Genomic DNA, 20,831 nt, shown 5'->3' on the forward strand with positions numbered 1-20,831 from the left:
TAATCTAACTCAAATTGAAATGGCAACAGCTATAAAAACTGATATATTAAGTTCTCTCCTACAATTTCCTGAAAACCCCTCTTTTTCCGCGTTACGTGAAAAAGCCAAAGCCTTTGCTTTGGAGAAAGGGCTTCCTGGAATCAAGGAAGAAGAATACAAATTTACGGCGATTCAAAGAAAGCTGGAAAAATCTATTACGAATTTCTCCACCGCTCAGCCTACTGACTTGAAGGCAGACGATATCCAAAATGCGCTTCCAAGTGAATACACAGGAGACTACCTTGTATTCAACAACGGTACGGTAGATTTTGAACTGTCAAAACTCTCCAAACAAGGTTACGAGATTTCATTACTTTCCAGTTCTCAGCCAAGTTTGTTGGGTGAAATAGCTAAAATCAAAAAAGACGTCTTCGCTGCAATCAATACAGCTAGTTTTAAGGATGGTATTTACATTAAGGTAAAAAAGAATCAAAAGGTAGAACAACCGGTTTTTCTTTTATTTTTCAACCAAGCAAAAGCAGGACAGGTAATCCCTGCAAGAGTATTGATCGAAGTTGAGGAAAATGCTGAAGCTTCCTTTTTGGAAAACAGTATTTCACTTGATGACCAACCTTATTTCTTTAATCAAGTAGTGGAGGTGAAAGCCGCAAAAAATTCCAACTCGTACTATTCAAGGTTACAAAATGAAAGCAAGCAATCACTTGCTGTCAGTAATTTTGAATCAGATATTTACAGAGATGCTGTTTTTACCAGCACAGTAATTTCGTTGAGTGGAGACATGGCTAGAAACAACCTAAGTCTCAACCTATTGGATTCAGGTGTAGTCGGAAACATGTATGGATTGTATTTGCTCAATGGGAAAACCCATGTAGACAACCATACCAATGTGGATCATACCATGCCACATTCAGACTCCAACGAGTTATACAAAGGAATTTTAGCTGATGGTTCGCGAGGAGTTTTCAATGGAAAAATTTTTGTGAGACAGGATGCACAAAAAACCAATGCTTTCCAGCAAAACAATAATATTCTGTTATCTGAAGATGCAACCATCAACACCAAACCACAATTGGAAATTTGGGCAGATGATGTAAAATGCTCTCATGGCTGTACAACAGGTCAATTGGATGAAGAAGCATTATTTTACCTTCAGACCAGAGGGCTAGGTAAAGACCAAGCGAAAGGAATGTTATTATTTGCCTTTGCTGGAGAAATTTTAGAACACATCACTGATGAATCCTTTAAAAATCAGGTAACTGAATTGGTAAAAGAACGACTCGGGAGTAATATTTAATCATGCCTATTAACATCGAAGAAATACGTAATTTATTCCCAGTACTTCATCAGGAAGTGAATGGCAAGCCTTTGGTGTACTTCGATAATGCTGCCACCACCCAGAAACCTAAACAGGTTTTGGACGCCTTGGTGCAATATTATGAGCTAGACAACTCAAATATTCATAGAGGGGCTCACACATTGGCTGACCGTGCTACCCGATACTACGAAAATACCCGATCTGCAATACAAAAATTCATCAATGCCAAAGAGGAAGAAGAGATAATCTTTACCAAGGGTACTACGGAAAGCATCAATCTGGTAGCTTCAACATTTGGTAGGAAATTTATCAGCAAAGGAGATGAAATTATCATCTCAACTTTAGAGCATCACTCCAATATCGTTCCTTGGCAAATGCTGTGTGAGGAAAAAGGAGCAATTCTCAAAATAATACCTATTAGTGAGGAAGGAGAAATTGACCTTGAGGCTTTTGAGAATTTATTGTCTGAAAAGACCAAATTTGTAAGTATTGTACATGTTTCTAATGCTCTTGGGACCATTAACCCGGTAAAACAAATCATCAAATCAGCCCATAAAGTAGGGGCCAGAGTACTGTTAGACGGAGCCCAGTCTACAAGTCATTTGGAAGTGGATGTACAGGATTTAGATTGTGATTTCCTTGCTTTCTCAGCACACAAACTCTATGGTCCGACCGGACTTGGAATTCTTTATGGCAAAAGAGAAGTTTTGGAAAGCATGCCCCCTTATCAAGGTGGAGGTGAAATGATAAAGGAGGTAAGTTTCGAAAAAACCACCTACAATGAAATACCATTCAAATTTGAGGCTGGCACTCCAAATATCGCTGATGTAATTGCCTTTGCAAAGGCAATAGAGTTCATACAACAACTTGGAAAAAAAGAAATCAAGGAACATGAGGATGAACTGTTAAGCTATGCTACTGATGGTTTAAACTCAATCAAAGGTTTCATTCCAGTAGGTACTGCAAAAGAAAAAGTGAGTGTAATTTCCTTTAATATCAATGAAATGCATCCATTTGATGTGGGAATGATGTTAGACGCCAATGGTATTGCGGTCAGAACAGGACATCACTGCACACAACCTTTGATGCATAGACTTGGTCTTGAGGGAACCGTAAGGGCTTCTTTTTCTGTTTACAATACCAAATCCGAAATAGACAGGTTGGTAGCAGCGGTCTCGAAGATTGCCAAAATCAAAAATAAATGAGCAATATCCAGGATATTCAAAATGAAATAATAGAAGAATTTGAGATTTTAGGGGATGACAAGGAGTCTACAATCTTCTATATCATGGAGTTAGGTAATAACTTACCAGACTTCCCTGAAAACGATAGAATTGATGATAATATCATCAAAGGTTGTCAATCCAAGGTGTGGTTGACTGCAAAAATGGAGAATGAGAAAATCCATTTTTTTGCAGATTCAAATACAGATATTACCAAAGGGTTGATCAGTTTGCTGATCAGGGTGCTTTCAGAACGAAGCCCGAAAGAGATTATAGACGCAGAGCTAAAATTTATAGATAAAATCGGTATGGGAAACATTATCGGTTCCCAGAGATCAAATGGCCTCGCCTCTATGATTAAACAGATGAAACTTTACGCTTTGGCTTACCAAGCCAAACAAAACGCCTGATACTATGTCAGAAAACACAGAAAAATTAAAAGAAATACCTCAGCAGGAGTTAAAGGAAAAAGTCATCAATGCCATCAAGCAAGTCTATGACCCTGAAATCCCAGTTGACGTATATGAACTTGGACTTATCTATGAGATAAGTGTTTATCCGGTGAATAATGTTTTTGTCTTGATGACTCTTACTTCGCCCAACTGTCCTTCAGCAGAATTTATCCCTTCTGAAGTCAAAGATAAAATTCAACAGATTCCGGGAATCAACCATGTGGAACTAGAACTTACTTTTGATCCTCCTTATTCACAGGACATGATGTCAGAAGCAGCTCAGTTAGAATTAGGCTTTCTTTAAAAATATATTAAATCAAAACAGATATGTATCCAGAAGAATTGATAGCACCAATGCGTGCAGAATTGACAGATGTAGGTTTTCAGGAATTCAGAACCTCAGAGGATGTAGAAAATCACCTCAAAGAACATAAAGGCACAACCTTTATCGTAATCAACTCCGTATGCGGATGTGCTGCAGGAGCTGCAAGACCAGGAGTAAGGTATGCTTTAGATAAAAGCGATGCTAAACCAAGTGTTTTGGCAACAGTATTTGCAGGAAATGACAAGGGCGCAGTAGACTCTGTTAGAAAACATCACCTCCCTTATCCACCGTCTTCCCCAGCAATGGCTTTATTTAAAGATGGAGAATTGGTGCATTTTGTAGAAAGACATCATATAGAAGGTCGTAATGCTCAAATGATAGGTGATCATTTGGTTGAAGTTTTCGATCATTTCTGTAAATAAAAAATGCCCTTCGGGGCTTTTTTTTTGCTAAAAAAATATAGTAGCTTCGTGAGATAAGTGCGAAATATTATTTTGACAATCTATTTTTATCATAATTAATCCAATGAGGTTTGACATTAATAAAACCGAAAAGGCTTAAAGATCAAGAGATTTCTTCAACTACCTTCTCTTGGACACTTATACCGGAATATGGGTTATTGAAATAATAAATAGTTTAAAAAACACCTGTTTTTACTAACTTAAGCACTTTAAATACAGTTAATAATTTTGAAACAATAAACTGAAAAATAAATAATATATACTTATGGCCGAAATAGCTAAGTTATCTTACGGAGGAAAGGAATACGAACTTCCGATTATTGAAGGTACTGAGAATGAAAAAGCAATTGACATCGCCAAACTAAGAGCGCAATCTGGTTTGATCACCATTGACCCAGGCTTCAAAAACACGGGATCAACGACAAGCTCCATTACTTTTTTGGACGGTGAAAACGGAATTTTAAGGTATCGGGGATATAGAATTGAGGATCTTGCAGAAAAGTCATCTTTCTTGGAGGTTGCTTATTTGTTGATTTACGATCATCTTCCCTCACAAGCCGAATACCAGAATTTCACTCGAGAAATCACTACCCATACATTGGTGCATGAAGACATCAAGAAAATACTTGACGGATTCCCTTCCAATTCACATCCAATGGGTGTATTGTCGTCATTGATCTGTTCACTTACGGCATTCTATCCAGAATCCCTTGATCCTGCACGTAATGAAGATGCAGTGAACCTAAGCATTATTAGGCTATTGGCCAAAATGCCAACTTTCGCTGCTTGGGCATACAAAAACGAAGTAGGCCATCCTGTAAATTATCCAGATAACAGTCTGGATTATTGTTCAAACTTCTTGAAGATGATGTTTGCTCTTCCTGCTGAAAGATACGATGTAGATCCAGTAGTTGCCAAAGCAATGGACCAACTCTTGATCCTCCATGCAGACCACGAACAAAACTGCTCTACTTCAACTGTTAGGATCGTAGGATCTTCTCAAGCCAGCATCTATGCATCCATATCAGCAGGCATCAATGCGCTTTGGGGGCCACTTCACGGAGGTGCAAACCAGGCAGTAATTGAAATGCTGGAAGCCATCAAAGCTGATGGAGGAGATACTAAAAAATTCCTTGATAAGGCAAAAGACAAGAATGATCCTTTCAGGTTGATGGGCTTTGGACATAGGGTTTACAAAAACTTTGATCCAAGGGCAAAAATCATCAAAAAGGCAGCAGATGACGTGTTGGCTAAATTGGGTGTAAATGATCCTGTCCTGGATATTGCAAAGGAATTGGAGCATGCAGCTTTAAATGATCAGTACTTTGTAGATAGAAAGCTTTATCCAAACGTAGATTTCTACTCAGGAATTATATACAGGGCATTGGGAATACCTACAGACATGTTCACCGTACTATTTGCCATGGGAAGACTTCCAGGCTGGATCGCTCAGTGGAAAGAAATGAGAGAAAATGGTGAGCCGATAGGAAGACCACGTCAAATATATACTGGAGAGACAGAAAGAGATTATGTTTCAATGAACAGAAGAGGTTAATCCCTCATAGACCAAAGTTAAAGCCTCTGAGAATCTCAGGGGCTTTTTTAATTTGAAATCTTCTGAACTTTTAGGTTTCAAAAATTGACACCCATAACCTGAAATATTGTTCTTTAAATTTTATTCGTCAAAATCTCCATAAAATAATTCTTTGACTATATTTGGAAACTCAAACAAGAAAACGAGTTTACCAATGGAAGCAAAAACCCTTCAAGAAGCTGTAGCCCTAACCAAAAATTTCACTTCTAAGCCTAGTAATGATGAATTACTAAAAATTTATAGTTTTTATAAGCAAGCAACAGAAGGAGATAATGAGGAAGAGAGACCTACCGGTTTTGATTTTGTAGCAGCAGCCAAATACAATGCGTGGTTATCTTTAAAAGGAAAATCAAAAGAAGAAGCAGAATCCGAATACATTTCGTTGATCAATAAACTTTCAGAAAAATACATCTGACAAAATATTTTATGCGTCAAATAAAAAATTCGTGTAAAATATTCTAAATAGTTTTAGAATAAAGTTGGTATTCAAAATATTTTATCATACTTTTGTACCCGAATTAATTAAGAACATTTTTCACACCGTGGGTTTCCTTACTGTCGCTTAGATCTGGGATACTTCTAGGAAATCATGGTTTGAAGAAGTAAGGAAACATTTCATGGAACAAGAATTATTATTCTCAGACCTTGGGATTTCTAGTGAAATCCTAAAGGCAGTGGAAGAGATGGGCTATACCCACCCTTCAACTATTCAATCACAATCAATCCCTTTTATGCTGGAAGGCAAGGATGTCATCGGACAGGCTCAAACGGGCACCGGTAAGACAGCTGCTTTTGGTATTCCAATCATCGACAATGTAGATGCAAGTATCAATAAGCCTCAGGCTTTGATTCTTTGCCCTACCAGAGAGTTGGCGGTACAGGTAGAAGGAGAGATTGTGAAATTATCAAAATATAAAAGAGGCATATCTTCTACCTGTATTTATGGTGGAGAAGCTATTGATCGTCAGATCAGAAGCTTGAAAAAAGGTGTGCAGATTGTAGTGGGAACTCCCGGAAGGATCATGGATCACATGGATAGAGGAACACTCAAACTAGACCTGGTTCGTATCATCGTTTTAGATGAGGCAGATGAAATGCTTGACATGGGTTTCAGAGAAGATATTGAAAACATCCTTAGCGAATGTCCTGAAGAAAGACAGACTGTCTTTTTCTCGGCAACCATGCCTAAGCCAATTCTAGATCTTACCAAAAAATTCCAGGACAATCCTGAGGTGGTTAGGGTTTTAAGAAAGGAACTGACTGTAGAAAATATCTCTCAAGAGTATTATGAAGTTAAACCATCCTTGAAGATGGAATTAATGAGCAGGTTGATGAACCTGAATCAATACGCCTTGAGTGTAGTTTTTTGTAATACTAAAAGAGTAACTGATGAGGTTACTGAAGAATTGGTAGCTAGAGGCATAGGCGCTGAAGCACTTCATGGAGACTTGTCTCAGGCACAGCGTACCAAAGTAATGAACAAATTCCGTAAGGGACATGTATCTGTCTTGGTAGCAACTGATGTAGCAGCAAGAGGAATTGATGTGGATAATGTTGAAGCAGTATTCAATTTTGACCTACCATTGGACGAAGAGAACTACGTACACAGGATCGGTAGAACTGGCAGAGCTGGTAAATCAGGGACCGCCATCAACTTTATCACTGGAAGAAAAGACATGTTCAGGGTGAAGGATATTGAGAAGTTTATCAAAACTACCATCACTAAAATGTCACCTCCTTCTGTGGCTGATTTGATTGACCTCAAAAAGCAACAGCTTGTGAAAAATGTCCACAGACTTTTAAGCAAGGAAGAAGACAACAGGTTTTATGAAGAAACTATCGGTCAAATGCTTGCCGAAGGTCTTACTGTAGAGCAGGTTATGCTTGGTCTTACCAAAATGCAAATGGCAGATGCTGTTAGTGAAATGCAGGACCAAAATTTCGATCTTGATCTCAGCAGAGACAGAGACAGAGGCAGCAGCAGAGGCAGAGATGGCGAAAGAAGAGGTAGAGAAAGAGATAGAGGTAGCCGTTTTGAAAGAGGTGGACGAGGAGAAAGAAGCGAAAGAGGAGAAAGAGGTGAGCGAGGCGAAAGAGGCGAAAGAAGAAGATCAACCCGTGAAAAAGGAGTTAAAGAGCCAGGTATGGCGAGACTTTTTCTTAACCTAGGTAAAAAAGATAGGATCCGTCCAAATGATATCGTCGGAGCAATTGCCGGAGAAACCGGACTTGAAGGACGAAACATCGGAGGAATCGACATTTTTGATAATTTCTCTTTCGTAGATGTTCCTCAAAAAGATGCTGATCACGTGATCAAGGTAATGAAGAACAACACTATCAAAGGAAAATCCGTTAATATGGAAATTTCCAAAGGATAAGTATTCATAATACAGTTTATAAATTATAAAGGTTAGTAATTTGGAAAGCGTAGTCCCTCAGGGATTGCGCTTTTTTTGTATGAGACAGAATTCAATTTCTGTGAATCACATGACTTTAATCATTTTTACTAACTTTGATAAGTGCTACTTTTAGGAAAACAAAAAAATTATGCAGCTTTTCTTCCACCAAAATATTCAAGACTCCACATTCCATTTGGATGCTGAAGAGTCCAGACACCTGATAAAGGTACTCAGGAAACAACAGGGGGATCGGGTAAACTTCACAGATGGCAAAGGATGTCTCTTTGAATGCACCATCATTGACCCCAATCCAAAAAAAGCAAACATACAAATTGACCAAAGACTCTTCACCCCAGAGGACGATTATTACATTCACCTTGCCATAAGTCCTACTAAAAATTCAGAACGTATGGAATGGATGGTTGAAAAACTCACGGAAATAGGAGTTCATGAAATTACCTTTATGGAGTCAGAACATTCAGAACGAAGCAAACTGAAATTAGATCGGTTAGAAAAAAAGATTATTGCTGCCTGTAAACAAAGTCTCAAAACCAGGGTTCCAAAACTAAATCCTGTCACTCCGATGATAGAATTGGTTCAGAATAAAAAATTTGATGAATACCAGCGTTTTATCGCTTATGTGGACAAAGAAAACGACCAACACCTTTTCGAAAAAATAGAAAAGGACAGAGCATATTTGATCCTGATCGGTCCAGAAGGAGACTTTTCCCAACAGGAACTCCAACTTGCTTTTGATCATATATTCCACCCCTGCTCTTTGGGGAAAAGCAGACTTCGGTCAGAAACAGCTGGTGTAGCAGCAGTGCATACAATCCAGTTAGTCAACAGCTTACCAAACATATGAAAAAAGCTACCCGAGACAGCCGGGCATGACAACCGAGTGCCTAACATTAAAGAGTGCCCGATGGTTACAATTATGAATCTTTCACAACCCGTGATAAGCAATCGAAATGACCATTATTAAACATCAAATTAAAAACAGATGAAAAAACTACCTATATTATTATTATCAACATTTTTTATTTACGCTTGTCAGCCACAGGAAAAATCCACTGCTGTGGGACCGGAAGGCTGGCTTGAAGGAACCACTGAGGAAAAACTCGACGAAGTGGCACATCAGCTTGGTGGCTTTAGCCGAACAATGGTAGAGGTCTCCTATCGCTATTCAGAGCTTTACTGGGCAGGAATGGATGAAAATTGGGGTTATGCTGACCATCAAGTGGAGCACATCATAGAAGCCATGGAAGATGGTCTAAAAAGAAGGCCTGTTAGGGCTGAGTCCTCCGAATCCTTTATGGAAGAGACTTTGCCCATGATGGAAGAAATTATCAAAAAAGAAAATAAGGAAGAGTTTATCAAAGGTTTTCAGATGCTTACTTCCGCTTGCAATGCCTGTCATGCAAAGGAGGGGGAGTCTTTTATCATGATTCAGACTCCTGAAAACAGAACTTCTCCGGTCAGGTTTTGAAATAAATAGCTTTGAATGCTTCATTTCGAAAAGTGAAGCATTTATTTTTATAGCCCCTATTTATACCAAATAATTGAACCTCCCGGATGGAAAGTGAAGAAAAGACAGTAGTGGAAGAAGAAAAATCAGAAAATACGTTAAACAATAGTTTATCCATCTATCTCACTACAGATGAAGATGACGAAAGGCCTGTGTATTTGGCTGGGAATTTCAATGATTGGGTTACTCAGGATAGGAGCTTTCAACTGACACGAGTAGAGGAGGGTAAATATACATTTCGCTTCCCTGAAGGTTTCAGCTTTCCAGATCAATTGATTTACAAATTCACCAAAGGTGATTGGTCAGAAGTAGAAATCGACAGGTATGGAAATAAAACCCTTAACAGGTTTTCTGACCTCAAAACTGGCATACAGGAAGAGCATGTCCCCAAATGGAGAAAAAACTGGCTTCCTTACAGACCGAGTCAACTGCCTAAAGTACACCTGATCTCGGAAGAGTTTGAAATCCCCCAGCTCAAAAAAACCAGGAAAATATGGGCCTTGCTGCCACATGATTATGAAACAAGTGATGAACACTATCCTGTTCTTTATTTGCAAGATGCCCAAAATCTTTTTAATGAAAATGCCCCTTATGGGAATTGGCAGATTGATAAAAAGCTGGCAGTAATGTCTGATTATGGCATTGGGAAAATCATCATCATTGCTATAGAACACGGAGAAAAAGAGCGGGTGCTGGAGTATAATTTTGGCAAAACCCTGCTTGGCCAAGGACAGGGTAAAAAGTACATCAGGTTTGTTACGGACACCCTGAAACCTTTTGTCGACAAAAACTTTAGAACCAAACCAGAAAGGGAGTTTACCGGCATAGGAGGCAGTAGTATGGGAGGATTGGTCAGTATTTTCTCAGGCTTGATTTATCCGGAAGTTTATGGAAAACTCATGATATTTTCTCCATCTCTTTGGGTAATTCCAAAAATCAAATTTCCCTTCCTAGACTTCTTTGAACCAATGGAAACCAAAATTTACCTCTATGCGGGAGGTGATGAAAGTGAAACTATGGTAAAACACACTAAGAAGTTTAAGAAGAGACTCCTCAAAAGAGAAAGTATCAGAGAAAAAATGAAGGTGAAGCTCAGTATCAATGAGGAAGGCAAGCACAGTGAAACCTATTGGTCTGATGAATTTCCAAAGGCAATAGAGTGGCTCTTTTTCTCAAATAAAGAGGGTAATATTTAAATCAATTTTTGCATATACTAACATATAATCCCGTGAAAACACAAATCAATCCTTCAAATAAAAAACTTAAAGGCTTGCTTATCATTCCCTACATGGAATCTGAAGATAAAATTAAGCTGCCAGAGAAATTCGGAGGAAAAGACATCTCTTCGAAAGTTTTTTCTGGGAAAAAAGACAGTACTTTATTATTTGAATCCGAAGACAAGGATTTGATTTTCTATCTAATCGGATTGGGAAAAGACCCCGAATACAATAGCATCAAAAAAGCTTTCAGAAGAATTACTGCTAAAAAAGACGATCTGATAGATTCAGATGTACACTTGTATTTCCATCAAGAAATGGACAGCGCTTTTGTTGAAGCAGCAGTCTCCGGTTTTGTACTGGGCACCTACAGGTTATCTCATTTCAAATCAGAAGATAAAAAGGATTTTTCCTCACTTCAGCTTTACATCCACAGTCCACTCAATCAAGTGGCCAAAGACGTGGAAAAAGCCCATAAAATCGCCAATGCCCAGTTGGAAACATTCAAATTGGTAGATTTACCCTCTAATGTTGCTACCCCGGAATATTTGGCTGACTGGGCTAAAAACAGTGGGAAACAATATGGCTTCTCCGTAAAAGTCCTCGACCGTAAAAAAGCCCAAAAAGAAAAGTTGGAAGCATTTCTTGCTGTCAGCCAAGGCTCGGTAAAAGAGCCTCAGTTTATCATCATGAGCTATAAGCACAAAAAGGCAAGCAAACATATTGGATTGGTAGGCAAAGGAGTCACTTTTGATACAGGAGGCCTGAACATCAAAACCCAGGGAATGGTCCATATGAAATGTGACATGGGTGGAGCAGCGGCAGTACTGGGAGCTATGCAACTTATTGCCGACCTCAATCTACCCGTTCAGGTAACTGCGATAGTCCCCTGCGTAGAAAACGCTGTAGACAATCTATCCTATTTACCTTCGGATGTCATCGGAAGTTATAGTGGTAAAACTATAGAAATCATCGATACAGATGCTGAAGGCAGGCTAATCCTGGCTGATGGCATTAGCTACCTGATCAAAAACTATCAGCCCGATACCATCATTGACATTGCTACACTTACAGGAAGCACTGTAGGAACTTTTGGATATGAATGTGCCGCGTTGTTTACCAATGACCAGGAATTGTCTAAAAACCTCCAAAACGAAGGTGAGAAAATAGGTGAAAGGGTATGGCCACTTCCCCTATGGGAATGCTATAAGTCTGAAATGGACAGCGAAATTGCGGACATCAAAAATTTCCACGGCAAACCTTTTGCCGGAGCCATCACGGCGGCCAAATTCTTGGAGTTTTTCACTGAAAAACACACTTCCTGGGCCCACATAGATATTGCGGGTACTGCATTTGGGGATTCTGAATTTGCAAAAACCAAGCATGCCACTGCCTTTGGTGTTCATTTATTGATTAAATTGTTAGAAAATCACTAAGCCATGAGTCAAGATACTTCCAAAACATTTTTGTGTATTTCCAACTATTTCAAAGGAGCTGCTTTTCTGATAGCACTCAAAGAAGCGGAAAATAAGGTTTATTTGATCACAACAGAAAAACTCAAAGACAGTCCCTGGCCGCATGACCATATTGATGAAATATTCTATATGCCTGGACAGGATTTGGACTGGGACTTGGAGAAACTTCTTTTTGGAGTTGCCGGCATCATGAAAGCCAATAAAATCGATTCTATTATTGCTTTGGATGATTATGATGTTGAAAAAGCAACCTTTCTTCGCGAAAGTCTGAGAATCCCGGGCATGGGGCAAACTACAGGTAGGTATTTCCGAGACAAATTAGCCATGCGCATGAGGGCTAAAGATGCAGGGGTATTGGTCCCTGAATTTTCTCCTCTCTTCAATGATAAAGAAATCAACAACTTTGCTGACACTGTTCCTGCTCCATGGGTACTTAAGCCCCGTTCTGAAGCTTCTGCAAATGGTATCATTAAGGTGCACAACAAAGATGAGCTTTGGCAAAATATCCACGAGCTGGGTGACAACAGGGTCAGGTATCTGGTAGAAAAATTCGAACCTGGGGATGTCTATCATGCGGATAGTCTGAATATTGATGGCAAACCCATTGCTTGCATCGTTTCCCAGTATTTGGCTACTCCTATGGAAATTTCACTAGGAGGTGGAATCTTTAGAAGTGCCAATATCACCTATGGTTCAGATGATGACAAAGCCATCAAAGAGGCCAATAAACAGGTCATGAAGGCCTTTGGTATGAAAAGTGGCGCCGCCCATACTGAATTTATCAAAGGCAAGAAAGATGGGAAAATCTATTTTCTTGAAACCTCATCACGTGTAGGCGGGGCACATCTTGCAGAAATGGTAGACGCAGCATCTGGCATCAATATGTGGACGGAGTGGGCTAAAATCGAAGACGCAAAAGTAAAAGGAACCAAGTATAAGCTCCCAAAAATTCAAAAAGGATACGCAGGAATCGTACTTACCCTATCCAAATACCAACATCCTGATTTATCTTCTTTCAATGATACTGAGGTTTGCTTTAAGGTACCTTTGGATTACCATGCAGGATTGATTGTCAAATCCAAAAATCATACACGGGTTAGGGAGCTTTTGGATGATTATGCAGAAAGGCTATCCCAGGATTTTTCAACTACTGCTGCGCAGGAAAAGGTGAAGAAGTTTCATTAAAAAAGAGCCTCCATTACAAACCAAAACATTAAGTTTTGCAACAATAAAAGGTTAAATCTGGAGATTTTGAAGAAAGATGCTGAGTTGAAGTTTCGGTTAGTGGAGACACTGACTGAGGCGAAAGGTTTGAAGTTATTTTCAGTTTCGATTTCGGTTAGTGAAGAAATTAACTCAGGCTTGGTTTCGGTTAGTGAAGACACTAACCGAGGCTTCGTTTTCAGTTCCGATTTAGGTTAGTGAAGACAGTAACCGAGGCTTATGGGCTAAACAGTAAAACTGCTATTTCTATCTGCGAAAATCTGCGTAATCTGCGGGAGATAATAAATAAGTTCTTGAGGGTTTGAAGTTGTTTTCAGTTTCGGTTTCGGTTAGTGGAGACACTAACCGAGGCGAGTGGTTTCGGTTAGTGGGGGTACTAACTGAGGCCAGTAGTTACAGCAGAAAGGAACCTCCTACATTTTTTCACACCAACCCCTGCCTTTCCAGTGCAAAATATATCAAACGCAGACCAAATAGTACCAACAACACCCCTACTACCCTATTGAGAAGTCCCATCACCCTTGGCGTAATAAATGCACGCAGCTGTTTAGCCACATAGGCTTTAAGCAAATCTATCGAAAAAACAGTCCCCAGAATTCCAATATAATAAAGCGTGATATCCGCCCTTCCAAATTTATCCTTTAAACTTACCAAACCAGCAATGGAAATCCAAAATAACAGTACAAATGGATTCACTCCATTGATACTGAATCCTTTGAAAAACCCTTTTGTCTTTCCCGCTTTGGGTAAAGGTAATCCGCCTGAGTTGGGACGGGAAAGGTTCTTTTTGAAAAAAGAGTTGATACCAAAAGCAATCAAAATTATTCCTCCCACGAAGCCCAGAATGATTTCAAAATAGGGATTTTGAGAAAAAAAACTGACTCCAAAATAAGTAATCAGCACATAAATCAGGTCACTGAATAAGATTCCTAATGCCAACACGACTGTATGCCTAAACCCATTTTCAATACTATTGGTGATCAAGGCAAAAAAGACTGGCCCTATCATCGCTGACAAAACCAGTCCCATTCCTATCCCTTCCAGCAGGGCCTGCATCATATTTCGATATTGTTTGACTTCAAAAATTCCAGCCAATGATTCATTTTTTCTTTTTTGAGTACTCTGGGAAATTTGTTTTGTCCGCCTTCTTTTCCCTGAACTTTTAGCCATTCGTAAAAGTACCTGGGAGACAAAACCGTACATGCAACATTTTTTAAGGCATGCTTTCTCTCCACCACATAATCGTCATTCAAGATCTTGAGTTTTTCGTCTATTTCTTCCATGAGTTCATCTTGATTGACTTCATCATCAGTACCTACAAACCAGTGGTGTTTGAAGAGATTCCCATCTGGAAGCCCTATCACAGTAAACTCCTTGATATTCAAATTTCTTTCTTCAGCCACCATTTCTATAGCCTTATTCATATTATCCATAGAAAGGTGCTCCCCGCAAAGACTCAGAAAATGCTTGGTCCTGCCAGTGATGATGATTTCACTTTCTTCCAAAGAAACAAACCTGATCACATCTCCTATAAGGTATCGCCATGCACCCGAACAGGTACTGATCAAAAGGGCATAATCCTTCCCTTCATCCAACTCATCAATCTTCAGGGTCCTCACACCTTCCCTAACCTCTCCATTTTCATCAAAGTTGTCATCTATAAAAGGTATGAATTCATAGAAGATCCCATTATTAAGAACCAGACGCATACTTCTTCGGTTTGGTAGCGCCTGAAATGCCAGAAAACCCTCTGAAGCCAAGTAGGTCTCCATATAGATCAAAGGCCTGTCCAGCAATTTTTCGAAGCCTTTTTTGTAAGGCTCAAAAGAAACGCCTCCGTGCACAAAAATCTGGAGATTGGGCCAGATGTCATGTATAGTTTTCAGCTGGTACCTTTCTATGATTTTTTCGATTAGAATCTGAAGCCATGCAGGAACACCTACAATAATCCCAATATCCCACTTGGGAGCCATCTCGACAATTTGATCCAGCTTTTCCCCCCAATTCTTGTTCCTTGAAATCTGCTTACCAGGCTTATAAAAACGTTGAAACCAAATGGGTAGCCTCCCAGTGGTAATGCCACTTAAGTCTCCCGAAAAGAAAGTACCGTTGAAATCCAGATCAGTACTCCCTCCCAACATCAAAATACCTTTGGTGAAAAGATCATCTGGGAGTTCATACTTAGAAAGAGACAACATTTGTCTGACTCCGGTTTTCCTGATCGCATTCACCATTTCTGTAGAAATGGGGATGTACTTGGATGCCGCCCCTGATGTCCCGGAAGTCAGTGCAAAATACCTGATGGCACCCGGCCAGGTGATATTTCTTTCCCCAGCTTTCAGTCTATACCACCATTCCTGGTATATTTTTTCATAATCGTAAATAGGCACTATTGAGCTAAATGCCCTATAAAAATCATTGTTGGGTTTTTTGAATTCCCTCAGGATCAACTTAAATCCATACTTCTTCCCTATCTCTGTAGATGATGCCCTTATCAAAAGCTTTTTAAGCTCCTCTTTTTGCAGTTCTATAGGCGAGCCATACTCCTGCTCAAGAGAAACTCTTAATCTGATCCCTTTTTTTAGTAATGTACCCAATATCGCCATATCTTTGCTTACTTTAGATGTACCTCTTAAGTACCAAAATTAAAGGAATGAGCATTAAAGCAAACCTAATTGAAATAAAAAATACGTTTACTGATCCAAATTGCAAACTCATCGCAGTGAGCAAGACCAAACCCGCCGAACTGATTATGGAAGCATACGAGGCCGGAGTAAGGGATTTTGGGGAAAATAAGGTTCAGGAAATGGTTGAAAAGGCTGAAAAACTACCGAAAGATATTCGTTGGCATATGATCGGCCACCTCCAAAGGAACAAAGTAAAATACATGGCTGAGTTTGTTCATCTGATTCATGGTGTGGACTCTCTCAAACTCCTAAAAGAAATCAACAAGCAGGCGATAAAGGTAAACAGGACCATCAATTGTCTCTTGCAAGTACATATTGCGGAAGAAGATAGTAAATTTGGTTTTGACGAAAAAGAATTGCTCGACATGTTGGCAGGTGAGGTAATTCATGAACTTAAGAATGTGAAGATAATTGGCTTGATGGGAATGGCTACTTTTACAGAAAATCAAATACAGGTAGAAAAAGAATTCGCAGGTTTAAAAAGCTTAAAAGATAAACTTAGCCAAAGTCAACTGCCTGAAAATTTTGACCTTCAAGAGCTTTCCATGGGAATGACTGGAGATTATCTGATTGCACAAAAACAAGGAAGTACAATGGTAAGAATTGGAACAGCTATTTTTGGAGAAAGAGATTACAACTAAAAATGAAAAATTACAGATATCTACAGATTGCTGCGCTATTCGGTGCATTGGCTGTTGGAATAGGTGCATTTGGAGCACATGGCCTTCAAGCTATTTTGGAAAACAATAATACGGCTGACACTTTCGAAACAGCCGTTAAATACCATTTTTACCATACTTTAGCCATGCTGGTCTGTGCTTTCATACTGGAGCTTTACCCGAGCAATAGAAAGCTTACTTCTGCATTTTGGTTGTTCGTAGCTGGTATCTTTATTTTTTCCGGATCATTATACATATTATCGCTTACCGGCGTTTCTTGGCTGGGAGCAATTACTCCTATAGGCGGCGTTGCTTTTATAGCCGGTTGGATAATGATGATGATCTCTGCCAAACATCCCAAAAAGTAACTTCATGATTAAAAAGATTGCCCTCGCTTTACTGATATTTTCGGTTTCTTTCGGTTCTATCATTGCGCAAGAATTAGATGCCAGAGAACGGTATGAAGGACTCAACGCATTGGTGGGTCCAAATACTTTTTTTGATAACCACCCCACTGGTTTCATGTTGTATGAATTGGATTCAGGCTGGGTTCATTTTGAAAAAAATAGCCATATGAACTTCATACCGGCTTCTACCACCAAATTATTTACTTTTTATGCTTCTTTGATGGTCTTGAGAGACAGAACCAATACTTTCCGATATGTGGAAAACGGAGAAGAAATTACCATCTGGGGCTCAGGTGATCCTTCTTGGAAGTACAACATTCTTCCCCAACCTAAAATCGAAGACTTCCTCTCCAAATACAAAAAAATCAATTTTTCAGCATCCAACTGGAAAGACGAGTCCTTTGGCTATGGATGGCAGTGGGATGATTATTATTATTCTTATTCTGCCGAAAGATCCTCCTTACCCATTTATGGAAACATTGTTATTTTCAAGAATGTCAACCGCACCCCACAATCTACAATTCCTGCTTTTGCCAATAGTGTAAAAACTTTCGATAAAGTATCCCCTACAGTAAGAAGAGACTTTCATAGCAATGTTTTTTATTACAATCCAAAAACGTATACCAATCCAGGCCCAATGTTACCCTATGTAACCTCTCCTGAGCTCACCGTTCAATTGCTAAGGGATGTACTCAAAAAACCTGTAGAACTCGTCAACGCTGAACTTCCTGCATCTGCAAGGGTCTTTAATGGAGGAAGCATGAATCCGCTTTGGAAGGAAATGCTTCAGGAAAGTGATAATTTTATAGCAGAACAAATTTTATTGATGGTCTCAGACCAACTTTTTGGAGAGCTCAATTCAGATCGAGCTATTGATTACATCAAGAAAACTTATTTGAAAGACTTACCGGATAGCCCTAAGTGGGTGGATGGTTCTGGCCTTTCAAGACATAACCTTGTCACTCCAAGAAGTATGATTACCCTTATGGAGAAAATCGATAGGGCTATTCCCCGAGACCAGTTGATGCAATTGCTCCCTCAAGGTGGAATAAATGGAACTTTGAAGAATAATTACAAAGCACCACGTCCTTATATTTTTGCCAAAACAGGAACCATCAGTAATAACCATGCCTTGGTAGGCATCATCAGGACTGACAGCGGACGACATCATGCCTTTGCTTTTTTAAACAACAATTACATGAATAAAGCATCGGAAATAAGGAGAGAAATGGAAAAAGTGCTGCTTTACATAAAGGAAAATTACTGACCATTTCAAGCGATATGTCTTTAAAGATTCTTTTGACCAAGAAGCAATTTGAAGAATATTAATTTATTTTGGAGAAAACTGAAATCAGGCCATGAACAAGAGAGCTTTTATAAAAACATTCGGATTGGGAATAGGAGCCTTGCCGCTTACCTCATTTATAACTGATTCAGCACTTAATCAAAGCCTTCTCCTTCCTGCTCCATTAAAAACTGGAGATAAGGTAGGTTTGATTAGTCCCTCTGCTGCTACAGGGGAGCGTATAGAATTCCAGTTTGCACAAGAAGCATTAGAAGCTTTGGGGCTTGAGGTGGTACTTGGTGAGCACCTGAAAAAGCGCAGGGGTCATTTGGCTGGTACCGATGAAGAGCGGGCTTCCGACCTCAACAGGATGTTTGAAGACAAAAGCGTCAAAGCTGTCATTTGTATTCGAGGAGGCTCCGGTGCTGCCAGAATATTACCCTTGATCAATTACGACAGCATAAAAAAGAACCCAAAGCCATTGTTGGGGTATTCAGACATCACTGCCCTACACAATGCTATCCATACCAAAACAGGACTGATTACCTTTCATGGCCCAAATGGTTCAGGAAGCTGGAACAGCTTCAATGTGAATCAATTTGAGCAAATATTTTTTAATCAGGGAATGTTGACTTTTGAAAATGAACAAAGCAAAGGGGATGAATTGATCGTCAAGCAGAACAGGATTCAAACGCTTTATCCCGGAGTGGTAAGAGGTAAGATTTTAGGAGGTAACCTTACCGTCCTGACAGCTTTATCAGGCACTCCCTATCTTCCGGATTTCACTGATTCGATTTTATTTATAGAAGATATCAGCGAGGATCCATATAAAATTGACAGAATGATGAGCACCCTTTTGCTCAATGGCACACTTTCCAAGGTAAAGGGATTTATTTTTGGTCAATGTACAAACTGTACTCCCGGGGGTGGTTATGGATCATTGACATTAGATGATATATTAGACGACTATATCCTGCCATTAAATATCCCGGCATTTAAAGGTGCCATGATTGGACATATACCCAAACAGTTCATTATACCTGTAGGTGCTGAAGTCGAAATGGATGCAGAAGCAGGTACTTTCACTATGCTTTACCCCATATTTAAGGATTGAATAACCATTATGAAACAGCCATTCTTCTTTTACCTTTTGATTGTACTCATATTTTCGAGTTGTATGACCCAAAAACCAAACAGACCCAAAGATACAAAAACATATTCCTATCTGGCTCTTGGAGATTCTTACACCATAGGCGAAGGAGTAGAAGAAAAAGAACGCTATCCAAACCAATTGGTCAGTTCACTCAAAGCCCGGAACATTCATTTTGAAAAACCCACCATTATTGCCGTCACAGGCTGGACCACTGATGAATTGGCAAAAGGAATTGATGAAGCGGAAATTTCCGGCAATACCTACGACCTGGTTACGCTGCTGATCGGAGTCAATAACCAATACAGAGGAAGAGATGTGGAGAATTTCAAATTGGAGTTTCGCAAACAATTGGAACAAGCCATACGGTTTGCCAATGACAATCCCGACAGGGTGTTGGTCCTTTCAATACCGGATTGGGGTATTACACCATTTGCAGCGTCAAAAAATGTGGATCCAGAAAAGGTGAAAACTGAAATTGACAGTTACAACCAGGCAAAAAAAGAGGTTTCAATGGCTCTTGGTACCCACTATATAGATATCACTGAAGACTATAGAAAAATAGGCGCAAGGCCGGAAATGGTAGTGGAAGACCAGCTTCATCCCAGTGGTTTGGTTTATTCCAAATGGGCAAAACTGGCAGAATTGGTCATCTCCTCAGAAATGGAATTCAAATGATATGTGAAAATTTTAAATTTTAACATTTATTTTCTTCTCATTCACAAAATAGGCAAAAGATTTGGTAGCTATTAGGAATATCCATTTCCCTTATGCGCCATATACTTATCGTTTTCCTTTGTCTTCTTTTGCTGATGATGATGTCATAATTCATTGGGTATCTCACATTGATTTTATTTTCATTCGAAAACTTATCAAATCGTAGTTCTATTTCATACATGACAAATTAATATCAATTGAGAAAAATGTGAGAGGACCTTTAATATTGGCTGATTCAATTCATACACCTATAAAAAGTAAAAAGGGATGGCGTTGAACACCATCCCTTTTTATTGACCTAATAAAAGAAAAATTTTCACTTCCCCTTAGGAAGCACATTTGAAATCAAAGACACCTTCTCGATAGGCTCAGAGGCATTTGAATATATTCTCACCACTGAATTTTGTCTTCCCATTTTACCGGCGGAGTTGAAGACAACCTTCAATTCTCCCGTGGCACCTGGAGCAACCGGTTCTTTTGGCCAGTTTGGTGCAGTACATCCACAAGAAACTGCCACATTGGAGATCACTAATGGAACATCACCAGAATTGGTAAATACAAATGTATGCTCTACTTTGTCCCCTTGGGTGATATCCCCAAAGTCCTTGGATTTTTCATTGAAATCAATTGTAGCTCCTTTATTGTCACTTTGTGCATGAACTGCAAAAGCTGCAAAGGCAAACACTACTAACAAAAACAACTTTTTCATGGTC

Annotated in this window: 21 protein-coding genes; 18 read left to right on the forward strand and 3 right to left on the reverse strand. The window is 39.4% G+C overall.

The annotated features are described in order from the left end of the window. Positions 1-19: 19 nt before the first annotated feature. The 13 genes from sufD (at position 20) to EA341_RS17615 (ending at position 13,174) form a co-directional block, all read left to right on the forward strand. Complete coding sequence (sufD, locus tag EA341_RS17555; RefSeq protein WP_293016473.1) at positions 20-1,294, forward strand: Fe-S cluster assembly protein SufD; 1,275 nt, start codon at positions 20-22, stop codon at positions 1,292-1,294. Between the two features lie 2 nt (positions 1,295-1,296). Beyond that, complete coding sequence (locus EA341_RS17560) at positions 1,297-2,520, forward strand: aminotransferase class V-fold PLP-dependent enzyme (protein ID WP_293016474.1); 1,224 nt, start codon at positions 1,297-1,299, stop codon at positions 2,518-2,520. Next, positions 2,517-2,948: a SufE family protein gene (locus EA341_RS17565; RefSeq protein WP_293016475.1), complete on the forward strand. Its 432-nt coding sequence runs from the start codon at positions 2,517-2,519 to the stop codon at positions 2,946-2,948. The genes EA341_RS17560 and EA341_RS17565 overlap by 4 nt, the downstream gene beginning before the upstream one ends. A gap of 4 nt (positions 2,949-2,952) precedes the next feature. Beyond that, positions 2,953-3,294: a DUF59 domain-containing protein gene (locus tag EA341_RS17570; RefSeq protein WP_293016476.1), complete on the forward strand. Its 342-nt coding sequence runs from the start codon at positions 2,953-2,955 to the stop codon at positions 3,292-3,294. A gap of 23 nt (positions 3,295-3,317) precedes the next feature. Beyond that, on the forward strand, positions 3,318-3,737 hold the full coding sequence (locus EA341_RS17575) for a BrxA/BrxB family bacilliredoxin (protein ID WP_293016477.1): 420 nt from the start codon (positions 3,318-3,320) through the stop codon (positions 3,735-3,737). A 304-nt stretch (positions 3,738-4,041) separates the two neighbouring features. Further along, positions 4,042-5,331: a citrate synthase gene (locus EA341_RS17580; RefSeq protein ID WP_293016478.1), complete on the forward strand. Its 1,290-nt coding sequence runs from the start codon at positions 4,042-4,044 to the stop codon at positions 5,329-5,331. Between the two features lie 193 nt (positions 5,332-5,524). Next, positions 5,525-5,785 carry an acyl-CoA-binding protein gene (locus tag EA341_RS17585; protein ID WP_293016479.1) on the forward strand — a complete coding sequence of 87 codons (261 nt, stop codon included), beginning with the start codon at positions 5,525-5,527 and terminating at the stop codon, positions 5,783-5,785. A gap of 202 nt (positions 5,786-5,987) precedes the next feature. Further along, complete coding sequence (locus tag EA341_RS17590; RefSeq protein WP_293016480.1) at positions 5,988-7,748, forward strand: DEAD/DEAH box helicase; 1,761 nt, start codon at positions 5,988-5,990, stop codon at positions 7,746-7,748. Between the two features lie 169 nt (positions 7,749-7,917). Continuing rightward, entirely contained in the window at positions 7,918-8,634 is a 717-nt protein-coding gene (locus tag EA341_RS17595) for a 16S rRNA (uracil(1498)-N(3))-methyltransferase (protein ID WP_293016481.1), read from the forward strand. Positions 8,635-8,772: 138 nt separating this feature from the next. Then, positions 8,773-9,258: a hypothetical protein gene (locus EA341_RS17600; RefSeq protein WP_293016482.1), complete on the forward strand. Its 486-nt coding sequence runs from the start codon at positions 8,773-8,775 to the stop codon at positions 9,256-9,258. 86 nt (positions 9,259-9,344) lie between these two features. Beyond that, entirely contained in the window at positions 9,345-10,493 is a 1,149-nt protein-coding gene (locus EA341_RS17605; protein WP_293016483.1) for an alpha/beta hydrolase-fold protein, read from the forward strand. Positions 10,494-10,525: 32 nt separating this feature from the next. Beyond that, the gene (locus EA341_RS17610; protein ID WP_293016484.1) at positions 10,526-11,950 is read left to right on the forward strand and encodes a M17 family metallopeptidase; all 1,425 of its coding nucleotides are present in this window, start codon (positions 10,526-10,528) and stop codon (positions 11,948-11,950) included. 3 nt (positions 11,951-11,953) lie between these two features. Next, entirely contained in the window at positions 11,954-13,174 is a 1,221-nt protein-coding gene (locus tag EA341_RS17615; protein ID WP_293016485.1) for an ATP-grasp domain-containing protein, read from the forward strand. A gap of 462 nt (positions 13,175-13,636) precedes the next feature. Here EA341_RS17615 and EA341_RS17620 read toward each other — a convergent pair whose 3' ends face one another. Both EA341_RS17620 and EA341_RS17625 read right to left on the reverse strand, forming a co-directional pair. Next, positions 13,637-14,272 (reverse strand): LysE family translocator, encoded by a 636-nt coding sequence (locus EA341_RS17620; protein ID WP_293016486.1) that lies wholly within the window; start codon positions 14,270-14,272, stop codon positions 13,637-13,639. Beyond that, positions 14,269-15,819: a GH3 auxin-responsive promoter family protein gene (locus EA341_RS17625; protein ID WP_293016487.1), complete on the reverse strand. Its 1,551-nt coding sequence runs from the start codon at positions 15,817-15,819 to the stop codon at positions 14,269-14,271. The genes EA341_RS17620 and EA341_RS17625 overlap by 4 nt, the downstream gene beginning before the upstream one ends. A 47-nt stretch (positions 15,820-15,866) precedes the next feature. Here EA341_RS17625 and EA341_RS17630 point away from each other — a divergent pair, with 47 nt between their 5' ends. The 5 genes from EA341_RS17630 to EA341_RS17650 all read left to right on the forward strand — a co-directional run bounded on the left by EA341_RS17630 (position 15,867) and on the right by EA341_RS17650 (position 20,079). Beyond that, positions 15,867-16,541, forward strand: coding sequence for a YggS family pyridoxal phosphate-dependent enzyme (locus EA341_RS17630; RefSeq protein ID WP_293016488.1), 675 nt, complete (start codon positions 15,867-15,869; stop codon positions 16,539-16,541). Between the two features lie 2 nt (positions 16,542-16,543). Then, complete coding sequence (locus tag EA341_RS17635; RefSeq protein ID WP_293016489.1) at positions 16,544-16,927, forward strand: DUF423 domain-containing protein; 384 nt, start codon at positions 16,544-16,546, stop codon at positions 16,925-16,927. A gap of 4 nt (positions 16,928-16,931) precedes the next feature. Continuing rightward, the gene (locus EA341_RS17640) at positions 16,932-18,233 is read left to right on the forward strand and encodes a D-alanyl-D-alanine carboxypeptidase (RefSeq protein ID WP_293016490.1); all 1,302 of its coding nucleotides are present in this window, start codon (positions 16,932-16,934) and stop codon (positions 18,231-18,233) included. 91 nt (positions 18,234-18,324) lie between these two features. Continuing rightward, positions 18,325-19,365, forward strand: a complete 1,041-nt coding sequence (locus EA341_RS17645; RefSeq protein WP_293016491.1) for an LD-carboxypeptidase — start codon at positions 18,325-18,327, stop codon at positions 19,363-19,365. 9 nt (positions 19,366-19,374) lie between these two features. Then, the gene (locus EA341_RS17650) at positions 19,375-20,079 is read left to right on the forward strand and encodes an SGNH/GDSL hydrolase family protein (protein WP_293016492.1); all 705 of its coding nucleotides are present in this window, start codon (positions 19,375-19,377) and stop codon (positions 20,077-20,079) included. Positions 20,080-20,434: 355 nt separating this feature from the next. Here the strand turns inward: EA341_RS17650 and EA341_RS17655 are convergent, their stop codons facing one another. Further along, a complete protein-coding gene (locus tag EA341_RS17655; RefSeq protein ID WP_293016493.1) occupies positions 20,435-20,827 on the reverse strand; it encodes a DUF1573 domain-containing protein in 393 nt (130 codons plus the stop codon). Positions 20,828-20,831 lie beyond the last annotated feature (4 nt).

The organism is Mongoliibacter sp., from assembly GCF_007692705.1.
GTDB lineage: Bacteria > Bacteroidota > Bacteroidia > Cytophagales > Cyclobacteriaceae > Mongoliibacter.

Excerpts from the sequence above, each read along its gene's own strand:
- sufD (WP_293016473.1), top strand. The coding sequence starts at position 20 with ATGGCAACAGCTATAAAAACTGATATATTAAGTTCTCTCCTACAATTT.
- EA341_RS17560 (WP_293016474.1), top strand. The coding sequence starts at position 1,297 with ATGCCTATTAACATCGAAGAAATACGTAATTTATTCCCAGTACTTCAT.
- EA341_RS17565 (WP_293016475.1), top strand. The coding sequence starts at position 2,517 with ATGAGCAATATCCAGGATATTCAAAATGAAATAATAGAAGAATTTGAG.
- EA341_RS17570 (WP_293016476.1), top strand. The coding sequence starts at position 2,953 with ATGTCAGAAAACACAGAAAAATTAAAAGAAATACCTCAGCAGGAGTTA.
- EA341_RS17575 (WP_293016477.1), top strand. The coding sequence starts at position 3,318 with ATGTATCCAGAAGAATTGATAGCACCAATGCGTGCAGAATTGACAGAT.
- EA341_RS17580 (WP_293016478.1), top strand. The coding sequence starts at position 4,042 with ATGGCCGAAATAGCTAAGTTATCTTACGGAGGAAAGGAATACGAACTT.
- EA341_RS17585 (WP_293016479.1), top strand. The coding sequence starts at position 5,525 with ATGGAAGCAAAAACCCTTCAAGAAGCTGTAGCCCTAACCAAAAATTTC.
- EA341_RS17590 (WP_293016480.1), top strand. The coding sequence starts at position 5,988 with ATGGAACAAGAATTATTATTCTCAGACCTTGGGATTTCTAGTGAAATC.
- EA341_RS17595 (WP_293016481.1), top strand. The coding sequence starts at position 7,918 with ATGCAGCTTTTCTTCCACCAAAATATTCAAGACTCCACATTCCATTTG.
- EA341_RS17600 (WP_293016482.1), top strand. The coding sequence starts at position 8,773 with ATGAAAAAACTACCTATATTATTATTATCAACATTTTTTATTTACGCT.
- EA341_RS17605 (WP_293016483.1), top strand. The coding sequence starts at position 9,345 with ATGGAAAGTGAAGAAAAGACAGTAGTGGAAGAAGAAAAATCAGAAAAT.
- EA341_RS17615 (WP_293016485.1), top strand. The coding sequence starts at position 11,954 with ATGAGTCAAGATACTTCCAAAACATTTTTGTGTATTTCCAACTATTTC.
- EA341_RS17620 (WP_293016486.1), bottom strand. The coding sequence starts at position 14,272 with ATGATGCAGGCCCTGCTGGAAGGGATAGGAATGGGACTGGTTTTGTCA.
- EA341_RS17625 (WP_293016487.1), bottom strand. The coding sequence starts at position 15,819 with ATGGCGATATTGGGTACATTACTAAAAAAAGGGATCAGATTAAGAGTT.
- EA341_RS17630 (WP_293016488.1), top strand. The coding sequence starts at position 15,867 with ATGAGCATTAAAGCAAACCTAATTGAAATAAAAAATACGTTTACTGAT.
- EA341_RS17635 (WP_293016489.1), top strand. The coding sequence starts at position 16,544 with ATGAAAAATTACAGATATCTACAGATTGCTGCGCTATTCGGTGCATTG.
- EA341_RS17640 (WP_293016490.1), top strand. The coding sequence starts at position 16,932 with ATGATTAAAAAGATTGCCCTCGCTTTACTGATATTTTCGGTTTCTTTC.
- EA341_RS17645 (WP_293016491.1), top strand. The coding sequence starts at position 18,325 with ATGAACAAGAGAGCTTTTATAAAAACATTCGGATTGGGAATAGGAGCC.
- EA341_RS17650 (WP_293016492.1), top strand. The coding sequence starts at position 19,375 with ATGAAACAGCCATTCTTCTTTTACCTTTTGATTGTACTCATATTTTCG.
- EA341_RS17655 (WP_293016493.1), bottom strand. The coding sequence starts at position 20,827 with ATGAAAAAGTTGTTTTTGTTAGTAGTGTTTGCCTTTGCAGCTTTTGCA.